The organism is Variovorax endophyticus (genome assembly GCF_025376855.1).
In the GTDB taxonomy this organism is placed as follows: Bacteria; Pseudomonadota; Gammaproteobacteria; order Burkholderiales; family Burkholderiaceae_C; genus Variovorax.
Genome location: NZ_JAHUTH010000014.1, coordinates 97,241 through 113,437, shown reverse-complemented (window position 1 = coordinate 113,437; position 16,197 = coordinate 97,241). Strand labels below are relative to the sequence as shown.

The 16,197-nt window shown below is 64.9% G+C and carries 18 protein-coding genes; 5 read left to right on the top strand and 13 right to left on the bottom strand.

Annotation, left to right across the window (positions count from 1 at the left end):
• Window positions 1–39 precede the first annotated feature (39 nt).
• On the top strand, window positions 40–1,029 hold the full coding sequence (locus KV106_RS19500; RefSeq protein WP_261211913.1) for a zinc-dependent alcohol dehydrogenase family protein: 990 nt from the start codon (window positions 40–42) through the stop codon (window positions 1,027–1,029).
• Between the two features lie 22 nt (window positions 1,030–1,051).
• On the opposite strand, the gene KV106_RS19495 is transcribed toward KV106_RS19500, so the two are convergent.
• Together KV106_RS19495 and KV106_RS19490 are read right to left on the bottom strand one after the other, a co-directional pair.
• The gene (locus tag KV106_RS19495) at window positions 1,052–2,404 is read right to left on the bottom strand and encodes an MBL fold metallo-hydrolase RNA specificity domain-containing protein (RefSeq protein ID WP_261211811.1); all 1,353 of its coding nucleotides are present in this window, start codon (window positions 2,402–2,404) and stop codon (window positions 1,052–1,054) included.
• Between the two features lie 8 nt (window positions 2,405–2,412).
• Window positions 2,413–3,237, bottom strand: coding sequence for a universal stress protein (locus tag KV106_RS19490; protein ID WP_261211810.1), 825 nt, complete (start codon window positions 3,235–3,237; stop codon window positions 2,413–2,415).
• A 249-nt stretch (window positions 3,238–3,486) separates the two neighbouring features.
• Between KV106_RS19490 and KV106_RS19485 the strand changes: the two genes are divergently transcribed.
• The 3 genes from KV106_RS19485 to KV106_RS19475 all read left to right on the top strand — a co-directional run bounded on the left by KV106_RS19485 (window position 3,487) and on the right by KV106_RS19475 (window position 5,794).
• Window positions 3,487–5,067: an oleate hydratase gene (locus KV106_RS19485; protein ID WP_261211809.1), complete on the top strand. Its 1,581-nt coding sequence runs from the start codon at window positions 3,487–3,489 to the stop codon at window positions 5,065–5,067.
• Between the two features lie 86 nt (window positions 5,068–5,153).
• Entirely contained in the window at window positions 5,154–5,357 is a 204-nt protein-coding gene (locus KV106_RS19480; RefSeq protein ID WP_409976539.1) for a YgaP family membrane protein, read from the top strand.
• 170 nt (window positions 5,358–5,527) lie between these two features.
• Entirely contained in the window at window positions 5,528–5,794 is a 267-nt protein-coding gene (locus tag KV106_RS19475; protein ID WP_057598072.1) for a hypothetical protein, read from the top strand.
• On the opposite strand, the gene KV106_RS19470 is transcribed toward KV106_RS19475, so the two are convergent.
• From KV106_RS19470 to KV106_RS19420, 11 genes are all read right to left on the bottom strand, one after another.
• On the bottom strand, window positions 5,763–6,467 hold the full coding sequence (locus tag KV106_RS19470; RefSeq protein WP_261211808.1) for a sulfite exporter TauE/SafE family protein: 705 nt from the start codon (window positions 6,465–6,467) through the stop codon (window positions 5,763–5,765). The genes KV106_RS19475 and KV106_RS19470 overlap by 32 nt on opposite strands.
• 2 nt (window positions 6,468–6,469) lie before the next feature.
• A complete protein-coding gene (hemN, locus tag KV106_RS19465) occupies window positions 6,470–7,846 on the bottom strand; it encodes an oxygen-independent coproporphyrinogen III oxidase (protein ID WP_261211807.1) in 1,377 nt (458 codons plus the stop codon).
• A gap of 26 nt (window positions 7,847–7,872) precedes the next feature.
• The gene (locus KV106_RS19460) at window positions 7,873–8,142 is read right to left on the bottom strand and encodes a hypothetical protein (protein ID WP_057590528.1); all 270 of its coding nucleotides are present in this window, start codon (window positions 8,140–8,142) and stop codon (window positions 7,873–7,875) included.
• Complete coding sequence (locus tag KV106_RS19455) at window positions 8,139–8,414, bottom strand: FixH family protein (protein WP_057590530.1); 276 nt, start codon at window positions 8,412–8,414, stop codon at window positions 8,139–8,141. Before KV106_RS19455 ends, KV106_RS19460 begins: the two co-directional genes overlap by 4 nt.
• 51 nt (window positions 8,415–8,465) lie before the next feature.
• On the bottom strand, window positions 8,466–9,878 hold the full coding sequence (gene ccoG, locus KV106_RS19450; protein WP_261211806.1) for a cytochrome c oxidase accessory protein CcoG: 1,413 nt from the start codon (window positions 9,876–9,878) through the stop codon (window positions 8,466–8,468).
• Window positions 9,879–9,900: 22 nt separating this feature from the next.
• Window positions 9,901–10,818: a cytochrome-c oxidase, cbb3-type subunit III gene (gene ccoP, locus KV106_RS19445; protein WP_261211799.1), complete on the bottom strand. Its 918-nt coding sequence runs from the start codon at window positions 10,816–10,818 to the stop codon at window positions 9,901–9,903.
• A 13-nt stretch (window positions 10,819–10,831) separates the two neighbouring features.
• The gene (locus tag KV106_RS19440; protein WP_261211798.1) at window positions 10,832–10,972 is read right to left on the bottom strand and encodes a cbb3-type cytochrome oxidase subunit 3; all 141 of its coding nucleotides are present in this window, start codon (window positions 10,970–10,972) and stop codon (window positions 10,832–10,834) included.
• 19 nt (window positions 10,973–10,991) lie between these two features.
• Window positions 10,992–11,633 carry a cytochrome-c oxidase, cbb3-type subunit II gene (gene ccoO, locus KV106_RS19435; protein ID WP_261211797.1) on the bottom strand — a complete coding sequence of 214 codons (642 nt, stop codon included), beginning with the start codon at window positions 11,631–11,633 and terminating at the stop codon, window positions 10,992–10,994.
• A gap of 9 nt (window positions 11,634–11,642) precedes the next feature.
• Entirely contained in the window at window positions 11,643–13,082 is a 1,440-nt protein-coding gene (ccoN, locus tag KV106_RS19430; protein ID WP_261211911.1) for a cytochrome-c oxidase, cbb3-type subunit I, read from the bottom strand.
• A gap of 65 nt (window positions 13,083–13,147) precedes the next feature.
• A complete protein-coding gene (gene ccoS, locus KV106_RS19425) occupies window positions 13,148–13,285 on the bottom strand; it encodes a cbb3-type cytochrome oxidase assembly protein CcoS (protein ID WP_203208236.1) in 138 nt (45 codons plus the stop codon).
• The gene (locus KV106_RS19420; RefSeq protein WP_261211794.1) at window positions 13,285–15,609 is read right to left on the bottom strand and encodes a heavy metal translocating P-type ATPase; all 2,325 of its coding nucleotides are present in this window, start codon (window positions 15,607–15,609) and stop codon (window positions 13,285–13,287) included. Before KV106_RS19420 ends, ccoS begins: the two co-directional genes overlap by 1 nt.
• Window positions 15,610–15,714: 105 nt before the next feature.
• Between KV106_RS19420 and KV106_RS19415 the strand changes: the two genes are divergently transcribed.
• A complete protein-coding gene (locus tag KV106_RS19415; protein ID WP_261211793.1) occupies window positions 15,715–16,158 on the top strand; it encodes a universal stress protein in 444 nt (147 codons plus the stop codon).
• Window positions 16,159–16,197: the final 39 nt, after the last annotated feature.

Here is a 16,197-nt window from a genome sequence, read left to right as displayed (position 1 = left end):
CCCGCTGACTTCGCGGCTTCCGCCGTGGTCGTGCCGACCATGCGCGCCATGATGCTGAGCGCCCCGCTGCTGCCGCTGGAGATGGAGTGGCGCAACATCCCGGAGCCCGGCCCCGGCGAATTGCGTCTGCGCGTGCTGGCCTGTGCCGTCTGTCGCACCGATCTGCACATCGTCGACGGTGAGTTGCCGCTGCCTGTGCTGCCGATCGTGCCCGGCCACGAGATCGTGGGCGTCGTGGAGGCGATCGGCTCGGGGGGGACGGGCCATCGCCTGGGCGACCGCGTGGGCGTGCCCTGGCTGGGCCACAGTTGCGGCTGCTGCGCCTACTGCACGAGCGGCCACGAGAACCTTTGCGATGCGCCACGCTTCACCGGCTACCACCGCGACGGCGGTTTTGCGAGCCACGTGATCGCCGAGGCCGCGTTCTGCCTTCCGCTGGACATGCCCGAGGCCGATGCGGTCCGCATCGCGCCCCTGCTCTGCGCCGGACTGATCGGATGGCACAGTCTGAAGGCGGCCGGTGAAGATGCGCGTCGGCTGGGCATCTTCGGTTTCGGCGCTGCGGCGCACCTGGTGACACAGGCCGCCATCGCCCAGGGCCGCGAGGTTTTCGCATTCACCCGGCCCGCGGACCGTACGACGCAGGCGTTCGCGCGCAGCCTCGGCGCAGCGTGGGCCGGCGGCTCAAACGAGCGACCGCCGCAGCCGCTGGACGCGGCCATCATCTTCGCGCCCGCCGGTGAACTGGTACCGGCCGCGCTGCGCGTCGTGCGCAAGGGCGGTCGCGTGGTGTGCGGCGGCATCCAGATGAGCAACATCCCCGCATTTCCCTACCGGCTGCTCTGGGAAGAGCGGGGTCTGGTTTCGGTGGCGAACCTCACGCGTGCCGATGCGAAGGAGTTTCTCGATTTCGTACGGGAGCATCCGCTGCAGGTGCACGCGAAGACCTATCCGCTCGCCCAGGCCAACGAAGCACTGGCCGACCTGCGCGCTGGTCGCATCGAGGGCGCCGCGGTGCTCGTGCCCTGACGAAGCCAGCACACGGCGGGTTTTAGAGTTCGTGCGACTCCCGGTATTTGGGCACGATGCACGGCCAGCCATGACGCTCCTCGATGGCCAGCCGCAGGGCATCGGCAGCCACCGGCTCTCCATGGGTCACGAACACCCGGCGTGGTGCCCGCTGGGCATCGAGCCAGGCGATCAGGCCGTCGCGGTCGGCATGGGCAGACAGGGTCTCGAGGCTTGCGACCTCGGCGCGCACCGGCACGTAGGCGCCGTGGATCTTGACCGCGTCGGCGCCGGCCACCATGGCTGCCCCGCGCGTACCAGCAGCCTGGAAACCGGTGAACAGGATCGTGTTCCTGGGATCGGGCGCGTAGGCCTTCAGGTGATGCAGCACCCGCCCGCCCGTCGCCATGCCGCTGGCCGACACGATGATCGAAGGAAAGTCCAGCGTGTTCAGCCGCCGCGATTCCTCGATCGTGTTGACGATGATGGTCTGTCCCTGCATCGCGGCGCACTGTTCGGCGCTCAGCCGGTGCTCGTCCATGTGCTTGCGGTAGATGCGCGTGGCGTCCGCTGCCATGGGGCTGTTCAGGTAGACAGGCATGTCGGGAATGCGGCGCGCCTGCTTGAGCAGTTGGATGCAATGCAGCAGCGTCTGCGCGCGCCCCACCGCGAAGGCCGGGATCACCACGATGCCGCCGCGCGCGGCCGTGCGGTTGATCACTCCTGCCAGCTCGGCCAGCGTGTCCATGGCGGGGTGCGTGCGGTCACCGTAGGTCGATTCCATCACCACGTAGTCCGCCGGCTCGACGGCCGCGGGCGGACGCATCAGCAGGTCATCGCTGCGCCCCAGGTCGCCCGAGAACTGGATGCTCGATGTTTCCCAGCCCACTCGCAGGCTGCCGGCACCGAGGATGTGCCCTGCCCTGCGGAGCTGCCAGGACCAACCCGGCCACGGGGAGCATTCCTGGCCGAACGGGACAACGTCGAAGCGCCTGAGGGCCGCGCGCGCGTCCTGCTCGGTATACAGCGGCAACGCCGGCTTGTGCTTCGAATGCCCGTGGCGGTTGGCGAAGTCGGCGTCTTCTTCCTGCAGGCGGCCCGAGTCGGGCAGCAGCAGTTCGCAGAGTTCGCGGGTGGCCGCGCTGCAGTACACCTTGCCCTTGAAGCCGAGCTGCACCAGGCGCGGCACGAAGCCGCTGTGGTCCATGTGCGCATGCGTCAGAAGCACGGCATCGATGCCGGCGGGGTCGACCGGCAGTACGTCCCAGTTGCGCAGGCGCAGTTGCTTCAACCCCTGGAAGAGCCCGCAATCGACCAGCAGCCGCCGGCCTTCGTGCGTCAGCAGGTATTTCGAGCCGGTGACGGTACCGGTGCCGCCGAGGAAGTCGTTGCGCACGGTGCGCCTCAGTGCGACATCAGCACAGGCAGCGTCATCCACTGGAGCATGGACAGCGTGGCACCACCCATCACCCACTCGCGCGCCCTGCTGTGGCCGTAGCAGCCCATCACCAGCAGGTCGGAACTCAGGTCGGAGGCAAGGGACAGCAGCTTGTTGCCGACATCGTCGTCGTTGTCCCCCGCGGGGTGCAGGGCCATGTTTTGGACGCCCTGCGCCCGCAGGTAGTTCTGCAGGCTCTGCAGTGACGTCTCCGCGCCCACGCCGTAGGCCACGACATGCACACGCGCCGCCTGGCGCAGCCACGGCAGCGCGGCGGTCACGGCACGCGCGGATTCGCGGGTTTCCTTCCAGGCCACCAGCACGTTGCGGCCGATGGGTCCGATGGAGCCTGCATATGGCAGCACCAGTGCTGGCCGGCCGCTCTGCACCAGCACGCTGGGCAGGAAATCGCCGGGCAGTTCGCCGTCCATCGGGTCGTTGCGGTCGCGCTGGCCGAGGATCAACAGATCGGCATAGAGGGCTCGCCGCCCGAATCCCCATGGGCCGTCGCTTTCCGGCTCGACCCAATGCAGGCGCTGGGAGCCCTCGCTGTGCGTCATGAAGGTGGCGTGCATCTTGTCGCGCGCGTCCTTGTCGATCTCCTGCATGATCGCGACCGCTTCCGCCGCGGCCTCGATCGCATAGGGGTAGCGCATGAGCGCGGACAGGGTGCACGGCTGGGCGGTCACTTCGGCATCGAAAGTCTCGGCGAGCTGGCGGGCCAGCTTGATGCGCTCCGCCGTACGGACCGAACCGTCGAGGTGAAGCAGGATGGATTTCGGGGTACGCATGAGGGCTCCTTGGGTTGGCGGGATGTGGTGCGGTGACCTTAGGCCCCCTCGTCGCGTGCAGCCTTGCGCTGCATCAACCACCCGCGAGCCTTGACTCCGGTGGTGCCGAGGCTTGATCCGGCGCAAGGTCGTGCCGGTGGTACGTGCCTAGTCTCGGATCTCGTACCACTGCTCATGCCGTCATGGCACATCCGCATCCGACGCCGCGTGGCTCGGCCTCATTCACCCGCTTACCAAGGGCACTGCACCATGACATCTTTCCAACAAGCCTGCATCGTCGGCAGCGGCATCGGCGCCCTGTCCGCTGCCGTGCTGCTGATCCGTGACGCCGGAATGCCCGGATCGCGCATCCGAATTCTCGAAGAAGCGCCGACACCAGGCGGCGCGCTCGATGGCACCGGCAATGCCGCTCAAGGCTATGTGACACGCGGAGGGCGCATGTTCACCGACGAGACATATAGCTGTCTCTGGAACGTACTGCAGAGCATTCCTGCGCTCAGTTCAACGGGCCACACGGTGCGCGACGAGATCCAGGCCTTCAATGCGCTGTGGCGCTCCGATGCACACGCCCGTCTGATCAACCGGGATCGCCGCATCCTCGACGCCAGCGACCTGGGCTTCAACTTCCAGGACCGCGTGGAACTGATGCGCCTGCTCGCCACGCCGGAACGCGCATTGGGCACCAGGCGCATCGAGGAATGCTTTTCCACGCACTTCCTCGACACCCATTTCTGGGCCATGTGGCGCACGACATTCGCGTTCCAGAACTGGCACAGCGCGGTCGAGCTGAAGCGCTACATGCTGCGCTTCCTGCAGGAGTTGCCGCGAATCCACACATTGGGCGGCGTGCGGCGTACCGAGTTCAACCAGTACGACTCCATCGTGCGTCCGATGGTGACCTGGCTGCTGGATCGCGGGGTGCGGTTCGAGTACGGCATATGCGTGATAGATGCGGACTTTGCCAGAAGCTCCGACGGCCTGCGGCTCGAGACCCTGCACTGCGTGAAGGAAGGCCGGCCACTGACGTACAGCATCGGCGCGGAAGAATGTGCCTTCGTCACCATAGGCTCCATGACCGCCGACTCACGCAACGGCACCGACCAGCAGGCGCCCGAGCTGGTGCGCAACCAGAGCGACGGGGCCTGGACCCTGTGGCGCAACATGGCGCGCAAGGCGCCGGGCCTCGGCCGGCCGGAGACCTTCTGCGGCAACGTGGACGAGAGCAAGTGGGAGTCGTTCACGCTCACGATGCGCAGCCCGTTGCTGATCCGGCGCATCCAGGCGTTCTCTGGCAATCCGCCCGGCACCGGCGGGCTCATGACCTTCAAGGATTCGAGCTGGCTGATGTCGATCGTGGTGCCGCACGCGCCGCACTTCGAGGACCAGCCCGAGGGCATCTACACGCTATGGGGCTATGGACTGCTCGTCGACATCCAGGGCAACCACGTCGACAAGACGATGGCCCAGGCCAGCGGCCAGGAAATTCTCACGGAGCTGATGCATCACCTTGGCTTCGAGGACATCCTCGAGGAGGTACGACGTACCACGACCGTGGTGCCCGTGATGATGCCTTACATCACCAGCGAGTTCGCATGCCGCAGCGCATCGGACCGACCACCTGTCATCCCGGCTGGAGCGAAGAACTTCGCCCTGCTGGGCCAGTACGTGGAGATCCCCGAGGACGTCGTCTTCACGGTCGAATACTCGGTGCGCGGCGCAATGCATGGGGTCTACGGACTCATGGGCCTAGACCTCGAGGTGCCACCCATCTACCACGGCATCGCCGATCCGAAGGTGGCGCTCGAGAGCCTGGGCACACTGATCGGTTGACTCGATCCGAGGTTTGATCCCCCTCAACCTCTGCCTTCGGTCGGGCGAGCAAGATTCTTCTCCATCCGCTCAAAGGAGAAAGTCACATGCTTTTCCTGTCGAAGAATGTCGGAATCCTTGACCGCCTGCTTCGCGTCTGCGCGGGCTTGCTGCTGATCGTGCTTGCAGCCAAGGGACTCATCGGGTTCTGGGGCTACATCGGCGTGGTGCCGCTGCTGACGGGCGTGGTGGGCAATTGCCCGGCCTACACCCTCTTCGGCGTCAGCACCTGCTCCCACAACGAGCGCTGAGCGTTGGATGCGCCTGCATCGCCGCGTCATGAGAAATCGGATGTCTGTCTATCTGCTGCTGTTCATCGTGCTGTGCGCGGTGCTCGGCATCGCCGTTCTGTGGCTCGTGTCCCAGCTTTTCATCAAGTGGATCACTCTGGACTGAGCTTCTCGGAGATGGATCGATGTGCATGAACCTGCTCCGCAGACTCGCCACTGCGCAGCTGCCTTGCGCGGAGGCCGATCCCGCGATGATCGACAGGCTGCGAATCCTCGAAGCCGCCGGCCAGGTCGAGGCGCTGATTCCTCCCGCCCGCGCGGACTTCGATGACTGCCTGCGCCAGGACGCAGCCACCGTGGTCGGCATCACGCCTGCAGGAAGGGAGACCCTTGCCGCCGATGCTCCCCCGGAGGAGCCATCGCGGTTCATCGGCACCAGGCGTCGATCTGGCGAATGAGATCCGACCACAGGGCATGCACCGCCGCGGCGGCCAGCAGCACGCCGGCCGCCCTCGCCCCCCAGGCCTGGCGCCCTCCGGAACTGGCCAGACGCCAACGCTGCCAGAGCCATGGCCCGGCAACCAGCGAAGCGCCGCTGCCTATCGCGAACAGCGCCATCAGCGTCGCACCTTGCAACGGCCCGTTGCCCAGCCCCGCCAGCATCAGCGCCGAATAGAGCAGCCCGCAGGGCAGCGCAACCCACAGCAGCCCGGTCGCGAGCACGCCCAGCCACGTGCCGCCGGCATGGGGTCGAAGGCGCGATTCGAGCGAGCGGCCGATGCGCTGTGCCCATAGCGGCTGCCGCCCCGTGACGGCCAGCATCGCGCCCCACGTGAACACGAACACGTGCAGCAGGACCCACAGTGGCCGCAGCGCGGCAACGTGGGTGCTGGCCAGCGTCAGGCTGTCGACGCTGGCGGCAGCGATGGCACCCGCCGCCGCGTAGCTCGAGATACGTCCCAGATGGAAGGCGCCGGGTGCCGTGAGTGCTGGCATCGCACCCTGCTGCCCCACCGTCGCGAGTGGCAAGATCCGGATCACCGCCGATGAAGCGGCACCGCACATCGCAACGCAATGCGGCCCGCCGGCAAGGCCCATGAGAAGCGCGGCACCGGCGAGCGCGAGCTGCATGGTCAGACCACGCGGGAAAAGCGCGCGCGGTTCGCGCGGCAGTACCTGTCGAACACCATGGCGACCGCGCGCACCAAGAACCAACCCTGCTCGGTGACGACGAGGTCGTGGTCGCTCAACCGCACCAGGCCGTTGGCGACCAGCGGCCCGAGCGCCGCGAACTCGACGGCGAAGTAGCGCCGGAAGTCGATGGCGAACGCATCGCCCATGGCGTTGAAGTCGAGCCTGCCGCGGCACATCAGCGCCATGATGACCTCGCGCCGGAGCAGGTCGTCGCGCGACAGCGCAAGGCCCCGCACCACGGGCAGACGCCCCTGGTCGAGCAGGTCGCAGTATTCGTCGAGGCTCTTGGCGTTCTGGCTGTAGGTCGAGCCGACACGGCCGATACCCGAGACTCCAAGTGCGATCAGGTCGCCCTCAGGCCGGGTTCCATAGCCCTGGAAGTCGCGCTGCAGACGCCCCTGCCTCTTGGCGATCGCGAGAGGGTCGTCGGGCAGTGCGAAATGGTCCATGCCGATGTAGACATAACCCGCCTCGGTGAGCCGCGCGATTGCGCTCGCTAGCATGCGCACCCGCGCGGCGGCATCGGGCAGTTCTTCGGCCGCGATGCGACGCTGCGGCTTGAAGCGCTCGGGCAGGTGCGCATAAGCGTAGAGCGCGACCCGGTCGGGCCGCAGCTCCAGCAGCTGCGCCAGCGTGCGCTCGAAGGAAGCGTCGTTCTGCCGCGGCAGGCCATAGATCAGGTCCACGTTGATGGATTCGAAGCCGAGCGCGCGCGCCGCATCCATCAGCGCAAAGACCTGCTGCGCCGGCTGGATGCGATGCACGGCCTGCTGTACGGCGGGGTCGAAGTCCTGCACGCCGAAGCTCAGGCGGTTGAAGCCCAGTGCTGCCAGGTTCGCGAGGCGCTGCGCATCGACCGTGCGCGGATCGACCTCTATGGAGCGCTCCCCGCCAGGCACGAAGGCAAAAGAGCGATGCAGCATCGCCATGAGTTCGCCGAGTTCGGAGTCGTCGAGGAAGGTCGGAGAACCGCCGCCGAGATGCAGATGCCCAACGGTGGCGCCGCGCCCCAACTGCGCCGCCTGGAGCTCCACCTCGCGCCTCAGATAGGCTAGGTAGTGCCGGCCGCGCTCGCGGTGGCGGGTGACGATCTTGTTGCAGGCGCAGTAGTAGCAAAGCGACTCGCAGAACGGGATATGGACATACAGCGACAGCGATGGCGCATCCACCCCCGTCTCACGCCGGCGGCACAGTGCCCGTGCGTAGTCGTCGGCGCCGAATGCCTCGACGAAGCGGTCGGCGGTGGGATAGGAGGTGTAGCGCGGCCCGGGGACGTCGAACTGCCGCAACAGCTCGACGGGAAGCGGGACCCGCATGGGCGCAGGAGCGAGAGCGGCGTGAGTCATCGCGTGGGTGTCCGCAAAGGAGGGGCGTCGGAAAGGTCCGCGACGGAAGGCCTGGCGAGCAGTGCCGTACAGGCGCTCGAGGCCGCGGCCATCAGCCAGAAGACGAAGAAAGCCGCCGTGTAGATGCCCTGGCGCGACATGTGCAACGCGTCGGCGCCACAAAACGCATTGATCGGATCGACGAGCGCGAACACGAGCACTTCCATGCCGCAGGCCACCAGGAAGGACGGCCACAGGATGCCGGCGAACTGGCGCAGTCCGTTCATGGTGCGGTCTTTCGTGGCGAGGGTGCCGGCAGGTCGTCCGCCGGCGTCATCGCATGGTTGCGGCCGGCCAGCGCGGGCAGCATTTTCTTCTCGGCCAGGGTCTTGTTGATCTCGATGCCCTCGCGATAGTAGTCCTCCGACACCAGCGCGTCCGGGCTGCGCCAGGCCAGCCAGAAGGTGACAAAGCTCGCGACCACCACGGCCAGCGGCCCGCCGATCACCATCCAGAGCAGCGGATAGCGCCACCAGGCGCCTGCGGCTTCTTCGTTCATCGCGAGTGCCGTCGTTGTTGTCGTTGCGGTTGCTGCTTTCATGTCGACCTTTCAGCGCGGCACCAGGAAGGCCGCCTTTTCCGAAACCTGCGTTCCACTGTCCTCGTCGCGAATGCGGAAATGCACCGTGTGCGAACCGGCGGGCACAGTGCCGTAGGGGACCTGCAACCGCACCGCAACCCAGCGCGACTCGGCCGCATTGACCGTCACCGGCTCGTCGGGCGAGACGCCGAGGCCATCCAGCCCGTCGGCGGCGATGCGGTAGTGCCGCGGCTTCTCGGTGGCGTTCATGATCTGGAGCCGGTAGACGTTCTCGAGCCGCCCGCCCTCGGCAATGCGGGCCAGCGAGGCGCGGTCGCGCACCACGTCGACCTTGAATGGCGTACGCACGACAAGGCTGGCCAGCAGTCCGATCACAAGTGCCGCCAGGATCGTCGTGTAGACCAGCACGCGTGGCCGGAGCACACGCCGCAACAATTGCCGACGCGACCAGCCGGCCTCCATGCCGTTCTGCGTGTCGTAGCGGATCAGCCGTGGCGGGTAGGCCATCTTCTGCATGACGGTGTCGCAGGCATCCACGCAAAGTCCGCAGCCGATGCATTCGTACTGCAGGCCCTGGCGGATATCGATGCCGGTCGGGCACACCTGCACGCACAGGCCGCAGTCGATGCAGTCGCCCAGCGCCAGCGTGCGCGGGTCGTGGCCCTTGCGGCGAGGCGCGCGCGGCTCGCCGCGTCCGGGGTCGTAGGTGACGATGAGCGTGTCGCGGTCGAACATGGCGCTCTGGAAGCGCGCATAGGGGCACATGTACTTGCAGACCTGCTCGCGCATGAAGCCGGCATTGCCATAGGTGGCGAAGCCGTAGAAGAAGACCCAGAACTCCTCCCATGAGCCCATCTGCGTCTGCAGGAAGGCCATGCCCAGTTCGCGGATCGGCGTGAAGTAACCCACGAAGGTAAAACCGGTCCACAGCGCGATGCCGATCCAGACGATGTGCTTGAACCACTTCTTCACCAGCTTCTCGAGCGACATCGGTTCGGCGTCCAGCCGCATGCGTGCGGTGCGGTTGCCCTCGATCTTGTGCTCGACCCACATGAAGATCTCGGTGTAGACCGTCTGCGGGCAGACGTAGCCGCACCACAGCCGCCCGGCCACCGCAGTAAACAGGAAGAGCGACAGCGCGCTGATGACCAGCAGGCCCGAGAGATAGATCAGGTCCTGCGGGTACAGCACTAGCCCGAAGATGTAGAAGCGACGCGCGGCCAAGTCGAACAGCAGCATCTGCCGCCCACCCCACTCCACCCACGTCAGGCCGTAGAACAGCAGCTGGGTGAGAAAGACCATGGCCCATCGCCAGCGCGCAAACATGCCGCGCACGCTGCGGGGGTAGATCTTCTTCGTGGCCTCGTAGAGCCCGACCTCCTCGCTGCCAGCGCTGACGATGGGAATGATCTTCCGGGTCATGGCATTGCGCCGTTCTCGGATCTCAAGGGGTGGCCGTGGACGTGTTGTTGGACAGGCCCCAGACGTACGAGGCGAGCATCCGGATCTGCGCTTCCGTGAGGCGACCTTCCTGCGCTGGCATCTCGTTTTGCTTGCCCGTGTTGATCATCTGGATGATCGCGGACTCGCCGTAGCCGTGAAGCCACACCTTGTCGCTGAGATTGGGGGCGCCCAAGACCTGATTGCCAACGCCACCGATGCCGTGGCAGGCCGCACAGGCCGTGAACTTCGACTTTCCGAGGCCGGCACGCACCGAATCATGCGGTTCGCCTGCCAGGCTCAGCACGTAGTTCGCGACGTTCTTCACGTCGTCTGTGGTGCCGACGGCTGCGGCCATCGGCGGCATCACGCCGACGCGGCCCTTGGTGATGCTCTCGACGATCTTCTCGGGCGTGCCGCCATGCAGCCAGTCCTTGTCGGTCAGGTTCGGAAAGCCCTTGCTGCCGCGTGCGTCGGAGCCGTGGCACTGCGCGCAGTTGTTCATGAAGAGCCGCTCGCCGATGGCTTTGGCCTGTGTGTCCCTGGCGATCTCCTCGACGGGCATGGCGGCGTACTTTGCATAGACGGGGGCAAGTTCCTGCTTCGCCTTGGCAATCTCCGCGTCGTACTGTCCGCGCGAACTCCAGTCGGATTTGCCGTGAAAGCTTCCCAGTCCCGGAAAGACCGCCAGGTAGCCGAGCCCGAAGACGATGGTCAGCACGAACAGACCGATCCACCACATGGGCAGCGGATTGTTGGCCTCGCGAAGGTCTTCGTCCCAGACGTGGCCCGTGGTGTTGTCGGCGCTGGCCGCGACCCGCTTGCGGGCGGTGAACCACAGCAGCAGCACGCAGCCGAGGATGCTCAGCAACGAGATCACGGCCACGTAGTCGGACCAGAAATGGCTGATGAAATCGCTCATGGTCGTGCGCTCCTCAGTCCTGCTCGAAGGGCAGTCGTGCAGCATCCTGGAAGCCGCGCGCGTTGCGACGCGAGTACGCCCAGATCACGATGCCGATGAAAAGCGCAAAACAGACGACGGTGGCGGCTATGCGCAATGTGGTGAGGTCGGTCATGGTTGCAGTCTCTTGTTGCTTACTTGAGAGCCAGGCCCAGAGATTGCAGGTAGGCCACCGTGGCCTCCATCTCGGTCTTGCCCGTGACCTCTTCCGAAGCCTTGGCGATCTCCGCGTCGGTGTAGGGCACGCCAACGCGGCGCAGCGCACGCATGTGGGCCGGCAGCGATTCGGCGTCGACAAGCGTCTTCTCCAGCCAGCTGTAGGCCGGCATGTTCGACTCGGGCACGACGTCGCGCGGGTTGTTCAGGTGGATGCGGTGCCACTCGTCGCTGTACTTGCCACCCACGCGGTGCAGGTCAGGCCCGGTGCGCTTGCTGCCCCACTGGAACGGGTGGTCGTAGACGAACTCACCCGCCACCGAGTAGTGGCCGTAGCGCAGCGTCTCCGAGCGGAAGGGGCGGATCATCTGCGAGTGGCAGTTGTAGCAACCCTCCCGCAGGTAGACGTCGCGCCCGGCGAGCTGCAGCGGCGTGAGTGGCTTGACGCCCTGCACCGCTTCGGTGGTCGACTTCTGGAAGAACAGCGGCACGATCTCTACGAGGCCGCCCACGGCCACCACGACGAGGATCAGCACGATCATCAGCAGGTTGTTGGTCTCGATCTTCTCGTGCGTGAAGCCGCTGGAGCTGGAACTCGAGCCGGAGGTTTTCTGGTTCATCGTGCGTCCTCAGGCATGGGCCATGGCGGGGGGCGGGATCTCGGCGCGCACCGCAAGGCCGGAGATGACGGTCATCCAGACGTTCCAGGCCATCAGCAGCATCCCGCTGAGGTAGAGAACGCCGCCGATCACGCGCACCAGGTAGAACGGGAAGGTGGCCTTCACGCTCTCCACGAAGGTGTAGGTGAGCGTGCCGTCGGGGTTGATGGAGCGCCACATCAGGCCCTGCATCACGCCGGCGATCCACATCGCCGCGATGTACAGCACGATGCCGACGGTGGCGATCCAGAAATGCGCCTCGATGGCCTTCGTGCTGTACATGGCGGTACGGCCGTACATGCGTGGGATCAGGTAGTAGAGCGAGCCCATGGTGATGAAGCCCACCCAGCCGAGCGCGCCGGAGTGCACATGGCCGACGGTCCAGTCGGTGTAGTGGCTCAGGGCGTTGACGGTCTTGATGGACATCATCGGCCCCTCGAAAGTCGACATGCCGTAGAACGACAGCGCCACGATGAGGAAGCGCAGGATCGGGTCGGTGCGCAACTTGTGCCAGGCGCCCGAGAGCGTCATCACTCCGTTGATCATGCCGCCCCAGCTCGGCGCCAGCAGGATCAAAGAGAACACCATGCCGAGCGACTGGGTCCAGTCGGGCAGCGCGGTGTAGTGCAGGTGGTGCGGACCCGCCCACATGTAGGTGAAGATCAGCGCCCAGAAGTGGACGATGGACAGCCGGTACGAATACACCGGCCGGCCAACCTGCTTGGGGATGTAGTAGTACATCATCCCCAGGAAGCCGGCTGTGAGGAAGAAGCCGACGGCATTGTGGCCGTACCACCATTGCACCATGGCGTCCTGCACGCCGGCATAGGCTGAGTAGCTCTTCATCCAGCCCGCCGGGATCTCGGCGCTGTTGACGATATGCAGCAGCGCCACCGCGATGATGAAGGAGCCGAAGAACCAGTTCGCCACGTAGATGTGGCGCACCTTGCGCGTTCCGACAGTGCCGAAGAACACGACGGCATAGGCCACCCAGACCACTGCGATCAACAGGTCGATAGGCCACTCCAGCTCTGCGTATTCCTTGCCGCTGGTATACCCCATCGGGAGGCTGATGGCGGCAGCCACGATCACCGCCTGCCAGCCCCAGAAAACGAAGGAAGCGAGCTTGGGTGCGAAGAGCCGCACCTGGCAGGTGCGCTGGACCACGTGGAAGCTTGTGGCCATCAGCGCGCAGCCACCGAACGCGAAGATGACTGCGTTGGTGTGCAGTGGTCGCAAGCGCCCGTAGCTGAGCCATGGAACGCCAAGATTGAGTTCGGGCCATGTCAGCTGTGAGGCAATGACCACGCCCACTAGCATGCCGATCACTCCCCACACCACGGACATCAGCGCAAATTGCCGCACGACTGTGTCGTCGTATTCCACGGCGGGTGTTGTCGGTGCTTGCATCATCGTGCCCTTGATTGAGTTGCGGGCAGTTTCCGCGCGGGGCCGCCTTCGAGGCTTGATCCAAATCAATCGACGTGCAGGATGCGTTCACCCTCTGCGTCGACATCGTCAAACTGGCCACGCTCGATCGCCCACCATAGCCCACCGAGAATCGCGAGCACCAGAACGACCGACAGCGGGATGAGGAGGAAAAGAATTTCCATCAGGCCTTCGCTTGACGCGCTAGTGCGAGTCTTGAGGCGTTCAGCAGCACTGCAAGGGAGCTTGCTGCCATGCCAAGTCCTGCAAGCCACGCCGGGAGCCAACCCACGATCGCGACGGGAACGCAAATAGCGTTGTACCCTGCCGCCCAGGCCAGGTTCTGCCTGATCACTTGCAGCGTGCGTCGCGCTTGTGCCATCGCGTCAGGGATCTTGATCAGCTCATCGCCCAGGACGACGAAGTCGGCTTTTGCACGCGACATCGGAACCGACTCACCAAACGCGAACGACGCATCGGCTCGAGCGAGGCTCGGTCCGTCGTTCAAGCCGTCACCGATCATGGCCACGCGCCTGCCCTCGGCCTGTAGACGCCAGAGGACATTGAGCTTTTCTTCCGGCGTACATTCACCTTGCACCGCTGCGATACCCGCACGCGCTGCCGCCCTTCGCGCGGAAGCGTCCTGATCTCCCGACAGCATGCGTACCGAAATGCCCTGGCGCTTCAAGGCAACGACGGCTTGCGCTGCATCAGCGCGCAGGTTCTCGGACAGAACGAAGCTTGCCATCCACCCTTGGTCATCAGTCAAATGGATCTGCATTCCATCGATCTGCAGCGGCTGCACGGTGCAAAACGTCGCCGATCCGAGCCGTGTCTTGATCTCGGGATTTGGAGAAAACTTTGAGTTCGCGCGCCGACGACTGGCTTGCACACCCTGCCCCGCCATCTCGAGCGTTCCGGACAGCTCCCACTGCGGTGGATTTCGGAACTGAGCTGACCATGCATTTACCAACGCCCTAGCGGCGGGATGCAGAGAAAGGCTACCCAGGGCCGCGCCAATCTCCAGTGCGTCGCCAGGGAGAAGCCCTCGGCGACAGTACACACGCTCCAGCTGAGGCGTGTCGGTGGTCAGTGTGCCGGTCTTGTCGAAAACGACAGTGTCTATGCTCGCCAACGTCTCCAAGGATTGCAGGTTGGCCGTCAGTACTCCAGCACGCGCCAAGGCACCCGCGCTTGCCAACATGGCCGCGGGCGTGGCAAGGGACAATGCGCACGGACAGGTGACGACCAACACGGATACAGCCACCATCAATGCCTTACCTGGACCATCGGACCACCACAACGCGGCAGCGACAGCGGCTGATACCAGTACCCCCCACAAAAACGGATATGCGAATCGATCGGCCAAGCGGACGAGCCGCGGCTTCTCAAGCGCCGCACGTTCCATAAGCCGCACGATGTTTGCAAAGCGCGTTTCCGCTCCCACACGCTCCACACGCATTTTCACTGGCGCAGAAATGTTATGACTGCCCGCAAGCACGCAGTCTCCGCGCCCGCGTGGAACCGGACGCGACTCGCCGGAAAGCAACGCCTCATCTGCGCTGGTGTCGCCGTCGACCAGCAGGCCATCGGCCGGAAAAGCTTCGCCAGGCCACACTCGCACGATATCGCCTACCACAAGCTGTCGAGGTGACACACGCTGCCATCGCTCATCGCCGCTTAAGCGTTCAACGCTGTCCGGCAATCGGTGCAACAGCGCGTCGAGCGCGCCGGCAGTCCGCGTCTTGAGCTTCGCCTCGAGCCAGCGGCCTGTGAGAAGGAAGAAGACAAACATCGTCAGCGAATCGAAATAGACTTCCTGGCCCCAGGAGCCATTCGGGTCAAAAGTCGCGGCCGTGCTGACGACGAATGTGATTGCCACGCCAAAGGCAACTGGGAGCTCCATGCTGATTCGTCCCGCTCGCAGGTCGCGCCAGGCATTGCGAAAAAACGGGCCGCAGCAGAAAAGCATCACGGGTAGCGTGAGAACCCAGGATGCCCAGCGCAGCAGTTCCAGCGCGTCCGATGACATCTCGCCGGGCCTCGCGATGTATGCCGGGTAGGCATACATCATGACTTGCATCATGCACAAGCCCGATACCAGCCACCGCCAAAGGGCGGTGCGCAGTTCACGCGCATTCTCACCGTGTACCGATGTTGGGCTTGCTGGCAGCAATGGATAGCCGGCCGCGGCGCAAGCCTCGAACCAAACAGAAGGTTTGGTAACGGTAGACACCCATACGATGCGCGCTCTTCGGCTGGCCGGATTGACCTGGGCTTCGAGCACACCCGGTAGTGCACGAAGCACGGCTTCGACGCTGAATCCACACGCGGTGCAACGCATGCCGCCGACCATGACTTGTGAGGTCCAGCGATCGTCCTTCGGATCGATCGCAACCCTGTCGCTGAATTCGGTCCATTCCTGCTGATCGTCGAGCGCCTCCCATGCCTGAGAGGTCTTGATCAAGACCTCGGAGTTGAAGGGCAGAGAGGCGATGCTGGCTTGCATCATTCAAGACTAGAGGCTCTGCAATACGTGCGAGTTGATCTGGATCAAGCCGTGTGCGAGAAGTGCCCCCTAGGCTCGAGTGCAACTCTCCCTTTCGCATCTATCGTGTTTCAACGCATACTTGTCGCGACCGACGGCTCTCCCTTATCGAAGAAAGCCGTGTCACGCGCCGTTGAGATGGCGGCACAAGGCAATGCCGATCTCGTCGTACTGCATGTCATCCCCCGCTATCCGCAAAGCTTTCTTGAGGGCGCAGCCACTTTCTCGGCGGAAGAGATTGGCAGGATCGAGAAGCAGTGGGCAGAAAAAGCGCAGGGAATGCTGGATTCCATCGCCAGTCAAGCAAGCGACAAAGGCGTGGTCGCCAAGACAGTCGCGATGAGTTCCGATCTGGTCGCGGAATCCATCATCGCTACCGCGCGCAAGCACCGCAGCGACTTGATCGTCATGGCGTCGCACGGGCGCAGGGGTTTGCAGCGCCTGCTGCTCGGCAGCGAAACTCAACACGTCTTGACTCAGACGACCGTGCCGGTACTCGTACTACGCTGATGGCGCATCCAGCGAGGTGGCCTGGAGATCGAGGCTGCT